This is a genomic window from Pseudomonas sp. B6001 (genome assembly GCF_013386015.1).
Taxonomy (GTDB): Bacteria; Pseudomonadota; Gammaproteobacteria; order Pseudomonadales; family Pseudomonadaceae; genus Aquipseudomonas.
Genome location: NZ_JACAOX010000009.1, coordinates 217,948 through 236,923, shown reverse-complemented (window position 1 = coordinate 236,923; position 18,976 = coordinate 217,948). Strand labels below are relative to the sequence as shown.

At 52.1% G+C, this 18,976-nt stretch carries 18 protein-coding genes, 4 tRNA genes and 1 pseudogene; 13 read left to right on the top strand and 10 right to left on the bottom strand.

The annotated features are described in order from the left end of the window. The first annotated feature begins 41 nt into the window (after positions 1-41). Positions 42-1,370, top strand: coding sequence for an O-antigen ligase (locus tag HX821_RS12000; RefSeq protein ID WP_177035803.1), 1,329 nt, complete (start codon positions 42-44; stop codon positions 1,368-1,370). Between the two features lie 222 nt (positions 1,371-1,592). Here the strand turns inward: HX821_RS12000 and HX821_RS11995 are convergent, their stop codons facing one another. Both HX821_RS11995 and HX821_RS31770 read right to left on the bottom strand, forming a co-directional pair. After that, a complete protein-coding gene (locus HX821_RS11995) occupies positions 1,593-2,630 on the bottom strand; it encodes a right-handed parallel beta-helix repeat-containing protein (RefSeq protein ID WP_177020880.1) in 1,038 nt (345 codons plus the stop codon). 205 nt (positions 2,631-2,835) lie between these two features. Beyond that, positions 2,836-3,959: pseudogene (locus HX821_RS31770) on the bottom strand (IS3 family transposase); the annotation flags it as partial. Between the two features lie 242 nt (positions 3,960-4,201). On the opposite strand from HX821_RS31770, the gene HX821_RS11985 reads away from it, so the two are divergent. From HX821_RS11985 to HX821_RS11950, 8 genes are all read left to right on the top strand, one after another. After that, entirely contained in the window at positions 4,202-5,158 is a 957-nt protein-coding gene (locus HX821_RS11985; protein ID WP_102606033.1) for a site-specific integrase, read from the top strand. 318 nt (positions 5,159-5,476) lie between these two features. Then, on the top strand, positions 5,477-5,878 hold the full coding sequence (locus HX821_RS11980) for a hypothetical protein (RefSeq protein ID WP_177035801.1): 402 nt from the start codon (positions 5,477-5,479) through the stop codon (positions 5,876-5,878). Beyond that, complete coding sequence (locus tag HX821_RS11975) at positions 5,875-6,414, top strand: hypothetical protein (RefSeq protein ID WP_177035800.1); 540 nt, start codon at positions 5,875-5,877, stop codon at positions 6,412-6,414. The genes HX821_RS11980 and HX821_RS11975 overlap by 4 nt, the downstream gene beginning before the upstream one ends. 271 nt (positions 6,415-6,685) lie before the next feature. Further along, positions 6,686-7,069 (top strand): hypothetical protein, encoded by a 384-nt coding sequence (locus HX821_RS11970; protein ID WP_177035799.1) that lies wholly within the window; start codon positions 6,686-6,688, stop codon positions 7,067-7,069. Next, positions 7,066-9,318 carry a hypothetical protein gene (locus HX821_RS11965; protein WP_177035798.1) on the top strand — a complete coding sequence of 751 codons (2,253 nt, stop codon included), beginning with the start codon at positions 7,066-7,068 and terminating at the stop codon, positions 9,316-9,318. Before HX821_RS11970 ends, HX821_RS11965 begins: the two co-directional genes overlap by 4 nt. After that, the gene (locus tag HX821_RS11960; protein ID WP_177035797.1) at positions 9,315-9,527 is read left to right on the top strand and encodes a hypothetical protein; all 213 of its coding nucleotides are present in this window, start codon (positions 9,315-9,317) and stop codon (positions 9,525-9,527) included. Before HX821_RS11965 ends, HX821_RS11960 begins: the two co-directional genes overlap by 4 nt. Before the next feature lie 647 nt (positions 9,528-10,174). Then, on the top strand, positions 10,175-10,342 hold the full coding sequence (locus HX821_RS11955) for a hypothetical protein (RefSeq protein ID WP_177035796.1): 168 nt from the start codon (positions 10,175-10,177) through the stop codon (positions 10,340-10,342). A 20-nt stretch (positions 10,343-10,362) separates the two neighbouring features. Continuing rightward, positions 10,363-10,992, top strand: a complete 630-nt coding sequence (locus tag HX821_RS11950; protein ID WP_177035795.1) for a hypothetical protein — start codon at positions 10,363-10,365, stop codon at positions 10,990-10,992. 2 nt (positions 10,993-10,994) lie between these two features. Here the strand turns inward: HX821_RS11950 and HX821_RS11945 are convergent, their stop codons facing one another. Beyond that, positions 10,995-11,858: an AbiJ-NTD4 domain-containing protein gene (locus HX821_RS11945; protein WP_177035794.1), complete on the bottom strand. Its 864-nt coding sequence runs from the start codon at positions 11,856-11,858 to the stop codon at positions 10,995-10,997. A 362-nt stretch (positions 11,859-12,220) separates the two neighbouring features. Here HX821_RS11945 and HX821_RS11940 point away from each other — a divergent pair, with 362 nt between their 5' ends. After that, the gene (locus HX821_RS11940) at positions 12,221-12,427 is read left to right on the top strand and encodes a hypothetical protein (RefSeq protein WP_177035793.1); all 207 of its coding nucleotides are present in this window, start codon (positions 12,221-12,223) and stop codon (positions 12,425-12,427) included. 453 nt (positions 12,428-12,880) lie between these two features. Next, positions 12,881-13,504, top strand: a complete 624-nt coding sequence (locus tag HX821_RS11935) for a recombinase family protein (protein ID WP_177035792.1) — start codon at positions 12,881-12,883, stop codon at positions 13,502-13,504. Positions 13,505-13,846: 342 nt separating this feature from the next. Here HX821_RS11935 and HX821_RS11930 read toward each other — a convergent pair whose 3' ends face one another. Continuing rightward, positions 13,847-14,215 carry a Rap1a/Tai family immunity protein gene (locus HX821_RS11930; RefSeq protein ID WP_177035791.1) on the bottom strand — a complete coding sequence of 123 codons (369 nt, stop codon included), beginning with the start codon at positions 14,213-14,215 and terminating at the stop codon, positions 13,847-13,849. 111 nt (positions 14,216-14,326) lie between these two features. Between HX821_RS11930 and HX821_RS11925 the strand changes: the two genes are divergently transcribed. Then, positions 14,327-15,082 (top strand): hypothetical protein, encoded by a 756-nt coding sequence (locus HX821_RS11925; RefSeq protein ID WP_177035790.1) that lies wholly within the window; start codon positions 14,327-14,329, stop codon positions 15,080-15,082. 249 nt (positions 15,083-15,331) lie between these two features. Here the strand turns inward: HX821_RS11925 and HX821_RS11920 are convergent, their stop codons facing one another. Together HX821_RS11920 and HX821_RS11915 are read right to left on the bottom strand one after the other, a co-directional pair. After that, positions 15,332-15,760, bottom strand: a complete 429-nt coding sequence (locus HX821_RS11920) for a hypothetical protein (protein ID WP_102606516.1) — start codon at positions 15,758-15,760, stop codon at positions 15,332-15,334. A 243-nt stretch (positions 15,761-16,003) separates the two neighbouring features. Continuing rightward, a tRNA-Val gene (locus tag HX821_RS11915) sits at positions 16,004-16,080 on the bottom strand. 183 nt (positions 16,081-16,263) lie between these two features. On the opposite strand from HX821_RS11915, the gene HX821_RS11910 reads away from it, so the two are divergent. Then, on the top strand, positions 16,264-17,547 hold the full coding sequence (locus HX821_RS11910) for an FAD-binding oxidoreductase (RefSeq protein ID WP_008438740.1): 1,284 nt from the start codon (positions 16,264-16,266) through the stop codon (positions 17,545-17,547). A 166-nt stretch (positions 17,548-17,713) separates the two neighbouring features. Here the strand turns inward: HX821_RS11910 and HX821_RS11905 are convergent. The 4 genes from HX821_RS11905 to HX821_RS11890 form a co-directional block, all read right to left on the bottom strand. Beyond that, a tRNA-Asp gene (locus tag HX821_RS11905) sits at positions 17,714-17,790 on the bottom strand. A gap of 103 nt (positions 17,791-17,893) precedes the next feature. Continuing rightward, positions 17,894-17,970: transfer RNA gene (locus HX821_RS11900), tRNA-Asp, on the bottom strand. A 55-nt stretch (positions 17,971-18,025) separates the two neighbouring features. Continuing rightward, positions 18,026-18,101: transfer RNA gene (locus HX821_RS11895), tRNA-Val, on the bottom strand. Positions 18,102-18,208: 107 nt separating this feature from the next. Continuing rightward, positions 18,209-18,973, bottom strand: a complete 765-nt coding sequence (locus HX821_RS11890) for an SDR family oxidoreductase (RefSeq protein WP_003212687.1) — start codon at positions 18,971-18,973, stop codon at positions 18,209-18,211. Positions 18,974-18,976 lie beyond the last annotated feature (3 nt).

Sequence of the window (18,976 nt, the reverse complement as noted above, 5' to 3'; positions counted from 1 at the left end):
GTGTGCTTTTTTAAGTTTTGTTACTACAGGGATAGTCGAACATGCTTTTATTTTTATCAGCTGTTTTACTGTGCATTCCACTAAGAATATTCGTGCCTGCTCTCGGCGTTGAAATTGCCCCATCTGACTTGCTATGCCTACTTATCCTCCCTTACATACTAATCATTCACCACAAGATAAATAAGTGGCTGCTACTCAGCATAATTTTCTCTTTCATCTCACTAATATACATACAATTATCTATCCAGCCGGGAAACATCGCCAGATCTATTTTCTCCATAGCGTTTTTCTTCAAGCCATACCTGGTCTATTTGCTGGGTAGAAACATTGGAGAGTCAAGCATTCACCCTGACAGGTTCAACAAGACATTGATTTATCTACTCACGGCAACCGCGCTTGCAGCAACGGTTGACGCGATTTTCATGAAGGGCCACGTTACTATATTTACTGAATTTGAGCGTATCCCAGGCGAAGTCATTTACGGTGCCGTCTTCGACCCTACATTTTTCGGTATGAAATTTCATGGTAGCAATGGGATAAATGGAATAGCTGTATTTTTTTCGACGGCATTCATGATTTGTCTAGCGCTAGGCGTAATCATGAAACCCAAAAAAAGCATACGGATTATTTCGTACACTGGAATGTTGTGCAGCTTAATACTCGTCCTAGGCAGTGGATCTAGACAAGCTGCATTTGGTTTAATCGTTAGTTGCTTATGTTGCTTCTTCGCGGGAAAAATGACAGTCGGCAGGATATTTAGAGCTGCTCTATACATCACGCTTGCCATCGTTACATCTGCAACCATAATAGCGATTTTTTCAGACTACTTTATTGAATTATTCGCCAAAATACTTTTGATGACAGACAACATCTACTCTGGAAATTGGGATGGGGTTTCATCAGGAAGATTAGGCCTGTACATGATAATTATTGATGACTTAATAAGCAGCCCGATATTTGGTACTGGCTTTGGTGGCTATGGGCTTTTTAACTCTGAGCTTGGCTACTTCGATAACGATGTGAGCACATCAGGTTATACGCCACACAATCAATATTTAGGTGCCATTTGGAAAATGGGAGGTCTTGCTGGATTGTTCTATCTGATATTCCTGTGGAGCATCGTAAAACCTTTCTTCAAAATCCCTCAAAGCGATGAATTTCAAAAGAGATTTTACATTGCAATGATGGCAATGGTCATACCATTCTTTACTGTATTCAATGTATTTCAAGATGGTCTGTCTTCCCCATCTACAGGCCCTATATTTCTGCTGATACTGGGTTTCTACTGGCGACGCGCATTCGACTTAAGCTCCAAAAATAATTCAACAATGCCTGCCCAACCTCACGCTGCACTCCATCCGTTAAATTAAAATAAAAGCATAAGCGGTACTATGCGAACGTATAGTCTTTTTAGAGGGCCTCGCGAAACGTTATGACTGCCAGTCTTAGGCAGCCTTCGGGTCGGGGGAAAGAGAAAGCCATTCAGGGGTTATTTTTTGAGAGAAGAAGGCCAAGACTCGGCCTTCTTCGCACTACCTCTTAAATGACATTGAAGCATTGAGAGGCGAACAAACTCATAACACAGCTAGAGCTTATGATAAACCCCGCTTGCTAAAGATAAAGCAATCAACGTTCTCTGGACTCTCGTATGTGTCAAGAATTAGAGGACGTTCCGTTCTCGGCCGGATATAACCACTTCGGATAGAGTGGGTATATACGCCGACATTTACATTATTCCTGCGTGCTCTTGCATCGACAGCTACGCTATCAATACAGTAATTCATTGCACTGCCATTACCGCAAAATTCACCGCCGCTATTCACCATCCGGGATGAATCCTGACCTTCCATGACTACACCCCAGGCATTTTGTGTTGGCCCACCACCAGCCTCTGTCCCGGTACAGTAGCAATCAATGACTGAGTTATTGCTACCGCCGTTATCAATGAGAACAAGCGACCGCCCAGTCCAGTTAACAGAGGTAATATCTTGAATAGTGCAATGCTGGCCGTAGTGAATATGAACTCCGACAGCAGAGTTCCCAGTGAACTCCAGGCCTCGAATTATAACGTTACGAATCGGCACGCACGTAGCAACAATGGCTCCATCCGGATGTCCTTTTTTGAGAACATTGTTGATCACCAGCGACCCGCTGAATACTCGAATAACCTGCCGAACTTCCATAGGACCATCAAGTGGAAGCGGCTGCTTATGGAAGTCTGTTGAAGCATCGGAAATTACAATCCAGTCCCCAGCTACATATTTTGTCGGATCATCGACAAAAATTTCATTCTGATTCAGAAAAGCTTCCCGCGTTAAAAAACTTGCAGGCCGGACCTTCCCTTGATAATCAAACGCTGCATAGCTCGGATCGGTAGGTACTTCCGGATTTCGACCAATTCCGCTTGAGTCAATAAGCACCTTCTCGATGCCTGGTGCGGGCTCAATGACCAGACCGTGAACCGGGGTTAGGTCGGCCTTATTCAAGGGCACGGTAGTCTTGATCGGGCATACGTCGCGGTTAATTTGAATCCAGCGATATCCGGCTTGAATAATTGATCTGAGCTGAGGCCCATTGTCGAGCGTGGCGCTTGGCGTGAATACATATGGTGTCGCGTAGTACATAGACATTACTTCTCCTGATTAGTGGCTATCCTTAACCACTGGATATACTGTACATACATACAGCACAAAATCAAAGCAAAGCAGCCATATTTTTGTTTCGAGATTTCTCTGGCGTACGCATGACAAGCCCGCAGCGCGATCACGACGCTCCCCCATTCGTGGGTGATGGCGATAATTCGTTGAGCATGAGCTGAGTAACGTTTGGCTCTACGGACTGCATGAAATCCTGTGGTCGCTCAGGCAGAAGCGCCGCCCTCAAGATCCCGTTGACCCGCTCTGCCAAAGCATTTTGGTAGCAGTCAGTCATAGCCGCCCGTCATGGAACACCGGATGCCGTGTTTCGCGTGCTGTTCCTGGTACATTCCCAAGCGATACTGGCCGGCTCTGTCCGAGTGATGAACCAGTGGCTGCGCGGTTTGAGCCTGATTCACGGCTCGACGTAACCTGCACTACCGACTCGGTGTGCAGACTTTCATGGACCTGGTAACCACGACCTTTCGCGAAAAAGCATCCGTCACAAGTCTCAGATAGGCCACACCTTTCTGAACGGGCAGTTAGGTGATGTCAGCTACCCGGATTTTTTCCGGACCGATTGGAACAACCTGATCAGGACCCGGTTTAAGTAGGTGCGGATGGCGCAGAAAGCGATGATGACTGTCGGTCGTCTTGTGCTACGCCCGCTTGCGGACCACCAGTAAACGCCTTCGGTGCAGGATCGAAAACAGCCGATCTCGCCCCACTTGCAGTTCAAGTTGAGGCTGGCAACGCAGCAAGTGGTGCAGCTTTCGGGTACCCAAACGCGGCCGACGCTGACTTTTTTGTTGAACGAAGTCGGCAACTTTCTGATCCAGAACCAGACGAGTTGCATCGGTGCGATTGCGTTTGCAGTAAGCCTGTCGGCTTATCCCCAAGCACTGGCAAGCCCTGCTGATGCTCAGGTTCTGGATTGGTTTATGCGCGAGGAATTGCCGGGACGCTTTTTTACGACAGAGAGACCGTAGGCGTTTTTCAAGACATCCACGACCGCCTCGAAAAACTGCGCTTTCTGATTGGAAAACGCCAACTGTTCTTCAAGCATCTTTGATGCGTTGCCATGGCGTTAGTGGTCGGTTTCTGTCGGGCACAGACCCCATCCCGGCGAGCCAATCTATGTGCCGGGGCTACACTCTTGCCGACCACGCTTGCGTAACCGCGTCAGAACGGTGGTTTTGCCTTGAATCCGGTAGCGCTCTTGAGCCTATTTACAGCCCAGCTCGCCGTTTCGACTTGGTCGACGACCGACAATTTAAAGGTCAGCGTGTAGTCTCGATGACTACGCCTTTTTCCTGCCTCCATTACGCCCTCCTGGAAATAGATCAGAAGGTGTAGACCTCATTCAGGACGAAACACAGGCAACAAAAAAGGGCCCACCTTTCGGTGAGCCCTTCTAGACCGCCCAGCAGAGCGGATTTTGTTTGGTAGGCGCGATTGGACTCGAACCAACGACCCCCACCATGTCAAGGTCTGCTTGAGCAAGCTGCAAGCCTTGCTGCTCTTGGTTTCCACAGAACGCCCATTCACATCATGAGGCGTCAACAATGGCCAATTTTCGTTTACTTCCGTCCGGTAACTGGAATGCTCAGGTACGGGTAAAAGGTAACCCCCCTCAGTCGAAAACCTTCAGCACCAAAGCTGACGCAGAGTCATGGGCGAACCAACTCGAAGCCGTAACGATGGACCGCAAGCATCACACCATTTACACGCTGGGCATGACCTACTGCGAGACCATGCTCAAGGGCAAAGGTAGCTACGATCATGCGTTGAAGATTGTGGAGCATCTGGGCAAACACTTCTGGCAGCCAATCCACGACATCACGCCGCAGATGATCAATGACTTCAAGATCATGCGATTGAAGACAGTGAAGCCGTCCACGTGCAGAACGCAGCTTGCATTCATGTCCCGCTTCTACAGGTTCGCAAAGCGCGGCTTACTGATCGACATCCACAACCCTGTGAGTGATATCGCTCTACCCAAGCCGGATCGCTCCTCCGACAAGGTGATTCATAAAACTGAGCTTGACCGACTGCTGGCGAAGATGTCCCCGACGATGCAGCTCATCGTTGAACTGGCCTACGAAACTGCCATGAGGCGGTCCGAAATCCTGAAGCTGACAAGAGAATGCCTGCACCTCAAAGAACGTATTGCCGATGTGATCGATGGAAAGAACGGCACGCGATCTGTCCCCCTCACCTACCGCGCCGTTGAGATTCTTGAACTCGCCCAGCTGTGGGCCACTGTGGAACGCCACCCACTCGGCATGATCTTCACTGTGACTCCCCACGCCGTTTCTCAGGCTGTGCGTCTGGCACGTGTCAAGGCTGGACTTGATAGCAGCGTCAAGCTGCACCAGTTAAGGCATACCAGAATTACCAATGTGGCGAAAAAAGGGTTTAACAACGCTCAAATCATGATCGTTTCAGGGCACCGAGATACCCGATCAGTTGCACGTTATTCCCACCTGAACGCAAGGGATGTTCTTCACCTGATTGACTGAATGACCAGCGAGGGAAGCCATTTGCCACACTTCTGCCTGATGGAAGATTGGCGAATGGCAAATATCAAGCACTATTCGTGCCAACCATTGACAAAATGGCATTTGAATGTTATAATGGGTTACAGAGATAGGAAAAACTTCCCCACCCTCTTCAACCCCATTTCTCCTAGCAACTCGTTAGAGTTCGCTTCCCCCGACCCGGCTTCCATCCGTCCAAGCGCCAGCAGTTCGCCGGTCGATAACTGTTAGATACAGAGTGCGGACTTTGTATCGGCCACCGCCCTTGGCTCTTCGAATGGGCAACTAATTCAGCACCAAATGAAAACAAGCATCGGCTACACAATCAAGGCAGGGCGCCTCCAAGCTAACCCTGCCTTTTTTGCGCCTGTCATTCCGCATCACCCCGTTATCACCACAACTTTGAAAGAGGAAAGCCAAACAATGGCCCACGTCACCCGCACGTGTAAAAACCCGGCATGCCGGAAACAATATGAGAGCCGAACAGCCCGCTCTTTGTATTGCAGCAAACAGTGCAACACCGAGTACCACAGACGAAATACCAGCAAGACAGTTCACATTGGCCGATTGTCCGTAGAGTTTCAGGACTGCGAAGACAAGACGCTGGAGCAGCTTCACAGCATTGTAGAGAGTTGCCTCACTGACGACATGAGAAAAATCATAAATAACGAACAATCAACCACAACAGGAGAGACGCAATGATCCAGCAAGCAGACCAAAAGGAGCTTAAAGCTCGTATCGAAATCGCACAGGCAGGTTACAAGGACAAGAAATCAGGCATCGACTTCTTTGCCGAAACAGACCCCGTAAGCGGTCGCCCAATTGCGAAGCATGCAGAGGGCGGCACAGTAGTCTTCCAGTGTTCTACGCCACTCGACATCCTGCCAACGTACTTGGAACAAATCCAGAAGGGATTTCAACCTCACCCGTTGTCAGTTGTTCAAATTGACCACGAGCGCTTCGATATTTACTTTTATAAGCCTGCCCAAGTTATCCAAGCCGCACTTGAACAGATTGCCAAAGACGAAACCGCTAGGTATCACGCCGAAGTCGAAGCCCATAATGAACAGTTCATCCAGCAGCAGATTGACGCCCAGCTACGTGTTGACCTTGCCCGCGAAGAGCGGGAGCGAGCACTAGCCGAGACAGAACGCCGGGCTAAAGTTGAACGCGACATTCGTGCCACTTTCCAGCCAGTAGACGAAGTGACTCCGCCTGTCACGAAAGGGCGTAAATGATGGATGGCCTTACGAAGTTGCTATTGCAGCGTCACGCCCCCAACGACCCAAGGCTAGCAGAATCCCCGGATGCCCTCACAGCAGTTGCTAAGTCCACGGGTATGACTGTAGTTATGTCGGCAAATGACTACAGCGACAGTGTGATTTTCGCAGCCGTCACGAAGTTTAATCGAGAGCACCCAGAGTACATGTCATATTCATTTACATTGCCCATAGCTACTAACGGTATTGCTGCTGGTAGCTGGGTGCTAACAGATATCACGGAGATTTAATGGAAAAACCAGCATCACCGGAACAAGTTCTGAAAAAAGAACCACAGCAGTATCGTAGTATCACCAAAATGAGCCCCTCTGTTAACATTCGTGGGTTTGTTTGTGCTCTCGGTCAGCACCTTCGTAGTTACATTTCCATCGATATCGAGTTCAATTACCAGTGGGCGAGGCTCCCAGATGGAACGGTCTACTTTGCATTATCTGGTAGCCGGGCCGTCCAAGATGCTTTCAAGGCATACTTGATTAACAATAAGGGCAGCACCCTTGAAAGTTCAGAACATGTAAGCTACGGGCGTAACAACTCGGCGTTTCATCGTGCGTTCAATGAATACTTCGAGCAGCGTAAGAGCCTTCACGGATTCGGTTGTGGGGGTTCACAATGAGTGCCCATAATGAAGAGATTGCACGCCTAACGGGTAGTTTGATCTTCGATGTGAAGACAGGTCCGCTACTTGCGTTCGAGCAGATGCTTAAACGTGTTCAAGCCAGCATGGCGGGAATGATGAAAACAGCGGATGACTTGAACAAGCGGCTTGATCGTAAACTTGGAATCTCAACCAAGCGTGACGCATCAGCAGCGGCGAATACAGCAGCTCAGCGTAGTCTCGATAAGCAGGTTGCCACCGAGGCAAAGTTGTCTCGCCTACGGCAGTCGCAGTTCAGAGCGGCACTTGCTGAGCAGAAGTTAACTTCTGCGGGCAACCGCGAAGCTGCATTCCTGCAAAGCGCGTCCTTGAAACAACAAGTCACCGCCGCCGTGCTTTCAGCCAAGCAACGCAAGGCCGAGCAAGAGGCATTGAAAGTCGATCTTGGAAGGGCGAAGGTACAAGCATCGGCAGAACAGTCAAAGATTCGAGAAGCGCGACTAGCTGACATCCTGCAACGTCGCCAAGAACGTACAGTTCAATTGCAGCAACAGGCTGCGCTGCATCAGTCCAAGTTGCAGCGTGCCGAGGCGAGCCTAGTAGCAGCTCGTGAACGTGGTATTCGGCTCGCTGAGCGTCACCAAGCATCCAAACTCGTCAGCGCTGCCCGTGAAGCCAGAGCCGCTGTCAGAGGCGAACAAACAGCAGGGCGTTACAGTATGGCCCAAGAGCGTTTTGCGGCTTGGAAGGCCCGTCAGGATAGCCCGGAGAGTTCCGGGATAGGCGGGTTCACCGTTGGCCTTGGCGCTGCTGGGGCGGCGTTGTACGCCCTCACAGAGGCAGCCGGTTATCTCGGTAAGCGTATCGAACAGCGCCAAGAAACAGCCGCCGACAATCAGCAGTTCGACAACACGTTGCTGGCCGCTGGCAACAACGACAAGGAGCGAGCACGAATCAAAGCAGCGTACATCGGCAACAGCCAAGAGTACGGAATGAAGATCGACCGCGAATCCGCCGTCGCTTACTCAAACATGATTCAAGGCTTCCGGGCTCAGGGGAAAACACTGGAAGAGGCCATCCAGTTGCAGAAGGACCAGGCTGCCGTATTCCGTATCGGCAATCTCGACAAGACGCAGCAATACTCTGCCGCCCTCCAGCTCAATCAGGGTTACTCGAAAGACCGATTCATGGGGCAGGATCTACGCCCTCTGACCGATGCCCTTGGCACACGTCTAACAACGATCCTATACCAAGCAATTGGTAAGGCGCTTGGTTACAAAGGTGACGTGAACAAGCTCGCCGGGTTCGTGCTCGAAGCCCAACACGATGGCAAGGTGAACGGTGCGATGGTTCAACAGGGTCTACGTGACATCGTAGCCCAATCACCGGAACTACTTGAACGTCACAAGCGCTCCTTGGATGCACAGGCTGTACGTGTTGAGAACGATCAGTACTTGCGGAGCGTAGGCGTAAATGAAAGCCCCGAACTGATCGCAGCGCTAGGTGATCGTCTTACGGCAGAGCGCCAGCTGATTGAAAGCACCACCGGCCTGAAAGCGGCTTTTCGAGACGTTGACATCGTGCTGGTAAAACTTCAGACCAGCATGTTGAACCTGCTCGCAGGAAAGAATGCCGACAACAGCGAGAAGACTCCGCAACAGCGGGCAGAGGAAGTTGGGGCGGGATTCTTGATCGAGGGTAGCGGTATTGATCCATTCGCCATTAACGGAAAGAGCGGTGGCTCTCGCACAGCCCAAGGCCAACTTGATGAAGAGGCACGCGACCCAGTTTCAAAGCTGTGGCGCCTCCTTGGTGTTGGCAATGACTTGCAAAAAGTGGCCGATGACAACCGCCAGCGTTGGGGTCAAGTTGGGTTCAGCGACCATGCACCCCTGGACCCGAGACTGCCAGCACTTGATACGTCTGGGCTGAATACTCGTGCATTGCCTGACTTCGGCAAACATCTTGAAGACCTGTTGAGCCAGTCGGACCCAAACAATGCAGTTGCAAAAGTTGCAGCTCAAGCAGTTGCTACAGCATCGCGTGCTACTCCGGGTAGTCGTGGCGAAATGGTTTCTGATGATCAGTCTGCTAAAGGTGGGACAACCATCAACAACCAAACAACCGTAAACGCTCCCCCTGTTGAAATCACAGTGAACGTGAAGACGGATGCTAACGCTACTGAGATTGCGACCGCTGTTAGCGGACAAGTTCGTGAGGAAATGCAGAAGACTTTCCAAGCCTATCTTCCCAAGGAAACTATGTGAAATACGAAGACATTGCTGCACAACCTGATTACCACGCTGCTGCAACCCAATACGTGATCGAAACATACGGAGAGCAAGTTGCTCTCCAGTTACCCGACGTGGCCGACACAGTTTGGCAGTCCATTTTGATGGGGATGCCTGAGCAACTTTGTTGGATATCCATCCTCAGTGGTCACCGACTGCCACCACCAAACACGGAAACAGAATGATGAATCAAATTTACCGTGACGCAAGTCTAGCAATGCACGCCGCGTACGAACTTTCACAGAGACTCCACAGACCCGTGTGGCGCCACACAGGCGTTGATAGCCGCGGGGCCACTGTTTGGGTAGTTAGTCTTGAAAGCGACGCTGCAACCGCACTACAAGGGCTTATGGCCTAACTCCTTACAGTAACTTGTAAGCGTAAAGTTGATTGACAAGCTGGGGTATTTGGCGTATGTTCGCCACCTTCTTTCAGCAAACCAGCACCGAACGATCTCGACTTGCCCCAGTGCAGCGTCAGGCGTCGGTTTCGTGCTGTCTGGAATTTGACCTATCTACTTCTCAGCAGTTCACAGGGGGCACCGTGCCCCCTGTACATAGGTCAATTTGCCCCCTGTGACAGAGGGCATGCTGCCCCATTAGTAAGATAGAAAGTATTAAGAAAGAAAATAGTAAGACTGATGCAGCGCCAGAAGCACCCTTTGGGTTTTGTTGCACGGTAAAGCAGAAGAGCTTTCAGGGCGTATCGATCATATGAATTGATCGTGCAAGGATCTTCAATCACCGGTGCTCGCACCACAGCTAAGTTAGATAGAGTCCACATGGGGCATCCTGCCCTCTGTGAGTTTTCATCGTGCAAGGAGACAAATGAAATGAACATTCAGTTCCGGCAACACAGTCGTGATTGGCTTAAGGCTGGTAACGGCAATGGTGGTCCAAGTGCAGCAGCTCGCGTTGCTCACATGATCGAAATGATAGCGCTGTATCGAACGGGAGCGTTGGAAGAATCCAAGTTCCTAGAACATATCAAGAACCTTTGAAAATACATACGAGGAATACGATGACCGAGAAATTTTGCAAGCTTACACACGAAATCATGAAGGCAACGCACTGGACCAGCAGAACCACTGGCGAACAATTCAAGCTTACAGGTGATCAGAAAATCATGTGGGTGTGGATGGAGAGTCGCTTTCACTTCTTTCAGTTCATGGGTAAGCACTGGTTTGATAACCAAGATGACATTGCAGTGTCTACAGGATGTGACCCAAGTACAGTGAAGCGTTTTATCGCCAAGCTGGCACAGCATGGTTACATCGAAGTTGAGCGCCAGAAGGGAAGAGGGTTTATCCGCTCCAATAAGTACGAAATCTTAGCCCCACTTCAAGTGCATACCGGTAAGGTTCCTACAAGCTCCACTGGGGTGAATGGCGACGTTGCTGCTCCTATCGTGAGGAGTGTGGTAGATACCCCTGTAATCGCGCCTCAGGAGCTTACAGGCGAGTTGATTCCCGTATTCGAAGACATACCACTCGATGCATACACAGATACACTGCCACAAGCTCCTGTGGTCGTGCATAAGCGCCTACAGTTGTTCGCGGATACGTTGGACGAAGTGTCGGATGATAATGCCCCTGTCTTGATGCAGGGGCCTGCAAATGAGAGTGCCGGTGACAACCCATTACCTTGGTAGCGTTAACTCTTCGTGCTGTCGATGGCGAAGTTGATGAACGCTGAACAGCAGATAAGCATGAACCTGGCATCCGCTTGGGTAAGTGCTGATTCGTTATCCATCAAGGAGTGACGAATGCCGCTAGCATCATTGGTGTATCCGTAAAGTGCAGAGAAAGCAGTCTTTAGGCTTGGGTGAAGGTTGTGGTGCTTTTCCAGAATTTTCAGTGCTTGGCCAAGCGTAGCCTTTTCATCACCTACAAGTTTCTTTGCCAGAGACTCAACAGCACTGATGCTTTCTTTAATCGAATTTCGGTAGTCTGGGTTTTGTTTGTCTGTCAGAAAGCCAAGGGATGTCTGGAGGTGAGTTCTGGCACCTGCATATTGATCCGAGCTAGCTATCGCTCTTTCTATCTCGTCTATCTCTTCGGATGATGTAATAGGTACCAACTGCCCACTGACAAATCGATATGCTGAGTTCTCACGCGCCAATACGATGTTGAATTCATCGATGAGTGTTTGTTTCGTGCCGTGGTGGTCCAATTTCACGATAAACTCTATAAAGCTGTAGGTTCGATGCCAGCTCATCTTAAAGTAACTTTCTTTTATAGTTGTTTTAAGGGTGGACCATGAACTGGGGATTGTGTCTACGGGAGCTTTGTAGAAGTCGCTGTAAAGTTTTTCGGCGAAGTCTTTGAAGTTTGATGTGCGAAGTCGGTCAGGGAAACTTCTTTCCCTAGAGTAATATCCTGACAAGCACTTAAGTGTTAGCACATTCCAAAGGGAGTTCTTTAATTGTGTGTCAATATTGTCAACTTGTGCGACCTTGACTACTGGTATTAATCCCATGCGCTGTGAAAAACTTAGGTGGTTCATATCCTCAGACATACAGCTTCCTTCCAGTAGTCGATGGTACGGATGGTAGCTGATGGCTATGTGCCTGACTACGGTCATCGAAACCTCGGCCATAACTCCAAAACAACCCGTTGAAACCTACCCAATTCCCATGGCCGCTGTGGCTGATGCCTCGCAGGGTATAATTTGTAGCACGTCTGTAGCCCAGTGTTTCCGTGGGGTGTGGTGGCCGAGTGGTTAAGTTCGACCTTGTGCGGTCTACCGAAACCGGTTTCTTGCACAGAATTCGCCACTCCGGCACCGATTCACCGTTTTCGTGCAACACGGCAACACCCAGTCCCGGCCAGCTCACCAATGGTCTAGGATTTCGGGCACCAAAACCGAGGATGCCTCTCATGGATGACCTGAACGAAGTGACAGCCGATGCCTTGGAGTTGCTCATGCTGAACCAGAACGCTTTGGGCGCTTGTATCGAAGAGATAGCCCTGTGGCTTCGTGAAGAGGGGGCGGAGGCAGCTCACAGCAACATTGCTGGCGCCCTTGAAACTCTCAATACAAGCAATGAAGGCATCGCCAGCATGATCAGGGTTCTACGTAGGTAGGGCGGGTAGCCCAACGGGCGACCGTTGACCAGATGGGGTTTACCGCCTTCACTGAGGTTTCGCCCATTTCGGGCTAGTGGAGAGTTGACATGCCCGCATACGGACCAGAAGTATTTGATGAATTACTCATGCGAATTCACGAAGGCCAACATGAGGTATCCGGGAATGATCTTGGGCCATTCCGAAACCTGCTAGCGATGGGTCTTGTTGAGTTCACTGGCGAGGGTGGTCCAACCCGTTACACAGGCGTTTTGACTACTACAGCAGGTAATCGCCGAGTGGTCGACCCAAACGGCGAGTTCTAAGGATTTACTATCAAAGGAGTCTACTTCTCTAGTAGTGGGATAACCGCCTGTCCGATAGGTGACTCCACTATCAAATATCTATCCACTCTTGGCTATCTGATAGATTATCCTTGGCCTATCAAATCGATTGACTAAAGGATAGCCAGCCATGAACGCCCATCTCTACCTTCGCGCATCGACCAAGGATCAGGACGCCAATCGTGCCAAGGAATCCCTTGAGGCATTCGCGGCTGAGAAGGGCCTTACCATTGCAGGCATTTACTCCGAGAACATCAGCGGGACGAAGCTCAACCGCCCTGAACTGATGAAATTGCTTGATGTGGCTCAACCGGGAGACATTCTCCTTTGCGAGTCTGTTGACCGCCTCAGCCGTCTTTCTATGGGCGACTGGGACACGCTAAGAGCCGCTATCAAGTCGAAGGGCCTTCGCTTGGTGATCGCTGACCTGCCCACCTCCCACATGATGGTTGAGGACAAAGGCATCACAGGGCAAATCATGGAGGTGATCAACAACATGCTGCTTGACCTGATGGCGACCATGGCCCGCCTTGATCAAGAAAAGCGTGTTGAACGGATCAACCAAGGACTAGCCAAGAAGCGAGCAGAAGACCCCAGCTGGAAGCCAGCCGGTAAGAGCAAGAATGCCGAATTGTGGAAGAAGGTAGGGGCACTGATCGTGAAGAATCCAACCCTGTCGGCGGATGATGTTGCCAAGCTGGCAGACTGCGGCGTTGCAACGGTGTACAGGATCAAGCGTGAACTGAAAGCCTAACTGTAACGGCCCACAGAGCCCGCCTTGAGCGGGCTTCGTTGCATTTGATACCAAGGACAGCCCTCGGCTCAACGCCTGCCAGAATCGAACCCAGCGGCACCCAGTCCATACTGTTATTTATAATTTACTTGGCTCTTGAGTGTGAGTTAGGGCCATTCGTTAAGCACCTCTAGCGGCGGTCTGGTTTTCCCCCGGTCAAACCTAGATCGCCCTCGGTGTACCTCGAAAATTTTGGCGCAGGCAATGGGGCTCTGGATTATTTCTGTCCGTGTGAAAACCAATCACCCATCAAGGCGGTCCTGTTATTCGGTAGGCAGCAACAGATACGCTCAAGTGGCTTGATCACTTGCAGGGGTACGCCGCTTTATAGGCTTGAATTGCCAGCATCGACGCATTCTCATGAAGGGACTCCGGGTGATCGTCAAAGTACTTGAGGAGAACCTTCGCCGCCTGCCCCATGGTGAACCCTTCACGGGGAATACAGATCGCGATGGTTTCAGGACTAGCGATACGGGCTAGCACTAGGGTATCTGTAACCCCGTTTACAAATCCTGCGCATACCCCTGCGTTAAAATATCGGTCGCTGGGTATCTTTTCTTTGAGAAATGCACGGCAGTTTTCTGCCATTTGGTTCCCAGTGTCTGCCCGTACCTCTGTAGCCAAGCCGCCCATTCCGACCATTGCAGCCACAGCTATTATTCCTGCTTTCATGGTTGCTTCCCGTATGTGTGGTCTGACGATACTACCGATTGAAATAGCCCGATGCCATCATGCATGTGGACCTGCTAGCATCCTCCCATTCAATGGGATGTGGTGCTTAAGATGGATGATGAAGGGGATTTGAAGAAGGCGCGTGGCTTCCTGCTCACGTATTCGGCGCTGGTGTTGGCGCTATGGTATTTCGGGGCTGACCTCACACAGTTCAAGCTGATGGGCAACGAGATCAAGCTTCACCAGCGTACCGAAAGTGTCTGGCTGGTGCTCGCAGCCCTTAATGTCTATTTCTGGTTCCGGTTCTATCAGCACTTACCGGGCGACGGTCTGAACTTTGATTCAGAGATGCGGAGGCTCTACGCACATTCTTTGCAGAATCTTGCGAAGATGGTGGGGCGTAAGGGTTTGCAACGAGCACTCTTGCAGCATGTTGGGTCTAGAGGACTATCTCCCGTGGAAGTCGAGGTGATGAGCATCAAGGCTCAAGTTGGCCAATTCCCTTCGCGCTGGAATAATATTGCGTCGGGTGCAAAGGAGGCGTTGAAATCGCGCTTCAACCCAGCTAGGTATCAGGTAGCAGTTCATTTGCTAGCTGATTACAAGTTTCGGAGTACCGATTCATGGACGAAGGGTGTCACGTCTTTCACGCACATCCACACCCTAGGCCCGTGTTTCACATGGCCAGTGAAAGCTTTTACGGTCGTCAGGGGGGCCTTCGTTACTCCTTGGTTCACCGACCACGTTATGCCGCTCGTGCTTGGTGGCATCAGTACTGGCTTTGCCCTGTGGAAGTGGTGCGACATGAATTTCTTTACCACTACTCTGCCTCACCTTGCCCAATCGTGTGCTGGCGTAACCCATTGATTTAACTGGGGTCATACAAGTGCCGATATAGCGTTGTAATATACATAGGCACGTAGTGGTCCATTGCTGGAGCCCTACCGGAAAGCATGAGCTTTCAAGTTGATATCTCTTCGACGTTCCGTCGAGAATGATACCAACGATAGCGCTTCGCTATCATTCATGCCAATCCAATAGACCAGAGTCAAAAGCCAACGGCTCGTTTTGTGGATCATGGGCATGGTTCGAGGTACATATTCCGCGATAGCTCACTCACGACTTGCCTAGCAATGCGGTAGCCAATGGCACTACGATTGAAATCAGGACGGCTATGAAGGATAGGACGGTCGCCCATTTGAATTTACTGCTTTCCTCTTGCAGCCCTGCCAACACAGACGCAAGAAGCGGGAAGTTCACGCAGTGCCTGTCAGGACCAACACCCAACGAGAAGAATGCGACCTTATCATCATCATCATCATCTCTTTTGTAGCCGTACTTCTGCTCCAAGTGGTAGTAGAGCCTTCCAAAAACGATGTCACTATCCACGCCCAGCTCCCTAGCAATCATCTTGCAGTCGATGGGAACATGGATTTTACTCACCCGCCCATTTTGAACGTCGGACTCCTGCGCGAAGTTCTTAAACTCTTCGTAGTACAGCTTGTAGATAACGTTGAGAATCTTGAGATCAGAGGGTGGCTTCATGCGATACATCCTTGTGAGCGATGATCAAGCTTACCGCATCTACGTCGGACCGTTTTGCTAACACCCCCCCCACCTGAATTCAAGCGCTTCGCCGTACTCCAAGACGACCGATCAACGGCGTTCACATTGCCCAGTGTGAACGAACCCGATATTTTGTGAACGTTTTGTAGGAATTCCAGACAACAAAAAAGGGCCCACCTTTCGGTGAGCCCTTCTAGACCGCCCAGCAGAGCGGATTTTGTTTGGTAGGCGCGATTGGACTCGAACCAACGACCCCCACCATGTCAAGGTGGTGCTCTAACCAACTGAGCTACGTGCCTGCTGTGAGGCGGCATTCTACGGAATTCCCGAGGGGTGTCAACACCTTTTTTGCAGCTAAGCCTATGAATATGCGAATTTTTTATTTGTGGCCAGCACAACGGTATTTTCCGGCGGCTGGCAGCGGATTTTCAACTCAGGTAGGATCGGCGCACTCGTAAAAAATATAAAACAGAGGTTCCAGGATGGCGAACACCCCCTACCCCCAGTCGTATTACGCCGCGTCTGCGAATGCGGTACCTCCTCGCCCAGAGCTGCAAGGTGAAGTCGAAACCGATGTGTGCGTGATTGGCGCCGGTTATACCGGCCTGTCCAGTGCGCTGTTCCTGCTGGAAAACGGCTTTAGCGTGACAGTGCTGGAAGCTGCCAAGGTAGGCTTTGGCGCGTCGGGCCGTAATGGTGGGCAGATCGTCAACAGCTACAGCCGTGATATCGATGTGATCGAGCGCAGTGTCGGCCCCCAGCAGGCGAAATTACTCGGCGACATGGCATTTGAAGGCGGCAGGATCATTCGGGAGCGGGTGGCCAAGTATCAGATCCAGTGCGATCTGAAGGACGGCGGTGTGTTCGCGGCACTGAACAGCAAGCACATGGGCCACCTGGAGTCGCAGAAGCGCCTGTGGGAGCGCTACGGCCACACCCAGCTGGAGCTGCTGGACGAGCGGCGCATTCGAGAAGTGGTCGCCTGTGACAACTATGTGGGCGGCCTGCTCGACATGAGCGGCGGGCACATTCACCCGCTGAACCTGGCGCTGGGCGAAGCGGCAGCCGTGGAGTCCCTGGGCGGCACGATTTATGAGCAGTCGGCGGCGACTCGCATCGAGCGCGGCGCCAATCCGGTAGTGCATACGGCGCACGGCAAGGTCAGGGCCAAGTTCATTATTGTCGCGGGCAACGCCTATCTGGGGAACCTGGTTCCGGAACTGGCGGCCAAGTCGATGCCATGTGGTACGCAGGTGATTACCACCGCGCCACTGGGCGATGAACTGGCGAAGACGCTGCTGCCGCAGGATTACTGCGTCGAGGACTGCAATTACCTGCTGGACTACTACCGCCTGACGAGCGACAAGCGCCTGATCTTCGGCGGTGGCGTGGTGTACGGCGCGCGTGACCCGGCGAATATCGAGGCGATCATCCGGCCGAAGATGCTCAAGGCCTTCCCGCAGCTCAAGGACGTGAAGATCGACTACGCCTGGACCGGCAATTTCCTGCTGACCTTGTCGCGCCTGCCGCAGGTCGGTCGCCTGGGGGATAACATCTACTACTCCCAGGGCTGTAGCGGCCATGGCGTGACGTATACCCACTTGGCGGGCAAGGTACTGGCGGAAGCGCTGAGAGGCCAGGCAGAACGTTTTGATGCGTTTGCCGGCCTGCCGCACTACCCCTTCCCCGGCGGACAACTGTTGCGCACGCCGTTTGCGGCGCTGGGGGCCTGGTATTACGGGTTGCGGGACAAGCTGGGATTCTGACCCCGGACCACGGGGCTGGCTTGCCGGCCCCTGTACTTGCCGCGCCGGCACCCAATCGCAGACACAAAAAACCCCGGTCTTTCGACCAGGGTCTTTGCTATCGATCCAACCAAGCCAGCGGCTTGCTTTGGCGTCTCAGGGCGTTCAGTGGGCCCTGGAACAGATATGGCGCAGCGGACGGGACTCGAACCCGCGACCCCCGGCGTGACAGGCCGGTATTCTAACCGACTGAACTACCGCTGCGTATCGCTCAGACTGCTGAAGTGTCCTTCAACCGCCTTCAAACATCTGACTGACCAGCCTTGGCTGTTCAATCTCAAATCTGAAACATCAGACCTGGAAAATATGGCGCAGCGGACGGGACTCGAACCCGCGACCCCCGGCGTGACAGGCCGGTATTCTAACCGACTGAACTACCGCTGCGCGTCGGTGCAACCTTTAACGTTGCGTCTTGCCCTAGGGCAAAACTCTCAAGAAGTGGTGGGTGATGACGGGATCGAACCGCCGACCCTCTGCTTGTAAGGCAGATGCTCTCCCAGCTGAGCTAATCACCCTTTGCTTCGTTGAGGCCGCGAAATTTACGCAGGTAGCGGACCTAAGTCAATAGCCTGCTTGAAGTTTTTCTGAAAAAGACAAAATGGCTTCAGGACCGCGACCCGCCCTACTCGGTGTAAATCATCTTCTTGCTCATGCCGCCGTCGACGACGAACTCTTGCCCGGTGACAAACCCGGCATTGCGCGACAGCAACCACGCCACCATCGCCGCTACGTCTTCCACAGTGCCTACCCTGCCCGCCGGGTGCTGGGCGTGATCCGCATCCGTCAGCGGCTCGGCACGGCGTGCAGCCGGGTCACGGGCATCGATCCAGCCCGGGCTGACGGCATTGACCCGTACTTCCGGCCCGAGGCTGATAGCCAACGCGTGGGTCAGGGCCAGCAAACCGCCCTTGCTCGCCGCATAGGCTTCGGTGTCCGGTTCCGACTGGCGTGCCCGAGTCGACGCCAGGTTGACGATGGCGCCGCCGTGGGCCCGCAGGTAGGGCGCACAGTGCTTGGCCAGCAACATGGGACCACTGAGGTTCACCGCCAGTACACGATTCCAGTAAGCCAGGTCGAGACTTTCCAGGGTGATGTTGCGCGGGTCAGCCACGGCAGCATTGCACACCAGCGCATCCAGGCGCCCGAACTGGCCAAGCACCTCGGCCACGCCCTGGGCAACCTGCCGCTCATCGGCCACGTCCATGGTAATAAACCAGGCGTTGTCGCCGAGCACCTTGGACACCTTGGAACCGCGCTCACGGTCCAGGTCCGTCAATACCACCTGCCAGCCTTCGCTGATCAACCAGGCGGCAATCCCCAGGCCGATGCCCCGCGCCGCGCCGGTCACCAGCGCGACCCGCCCGTTACTGGCGCTCGCCGCCTCCATGGA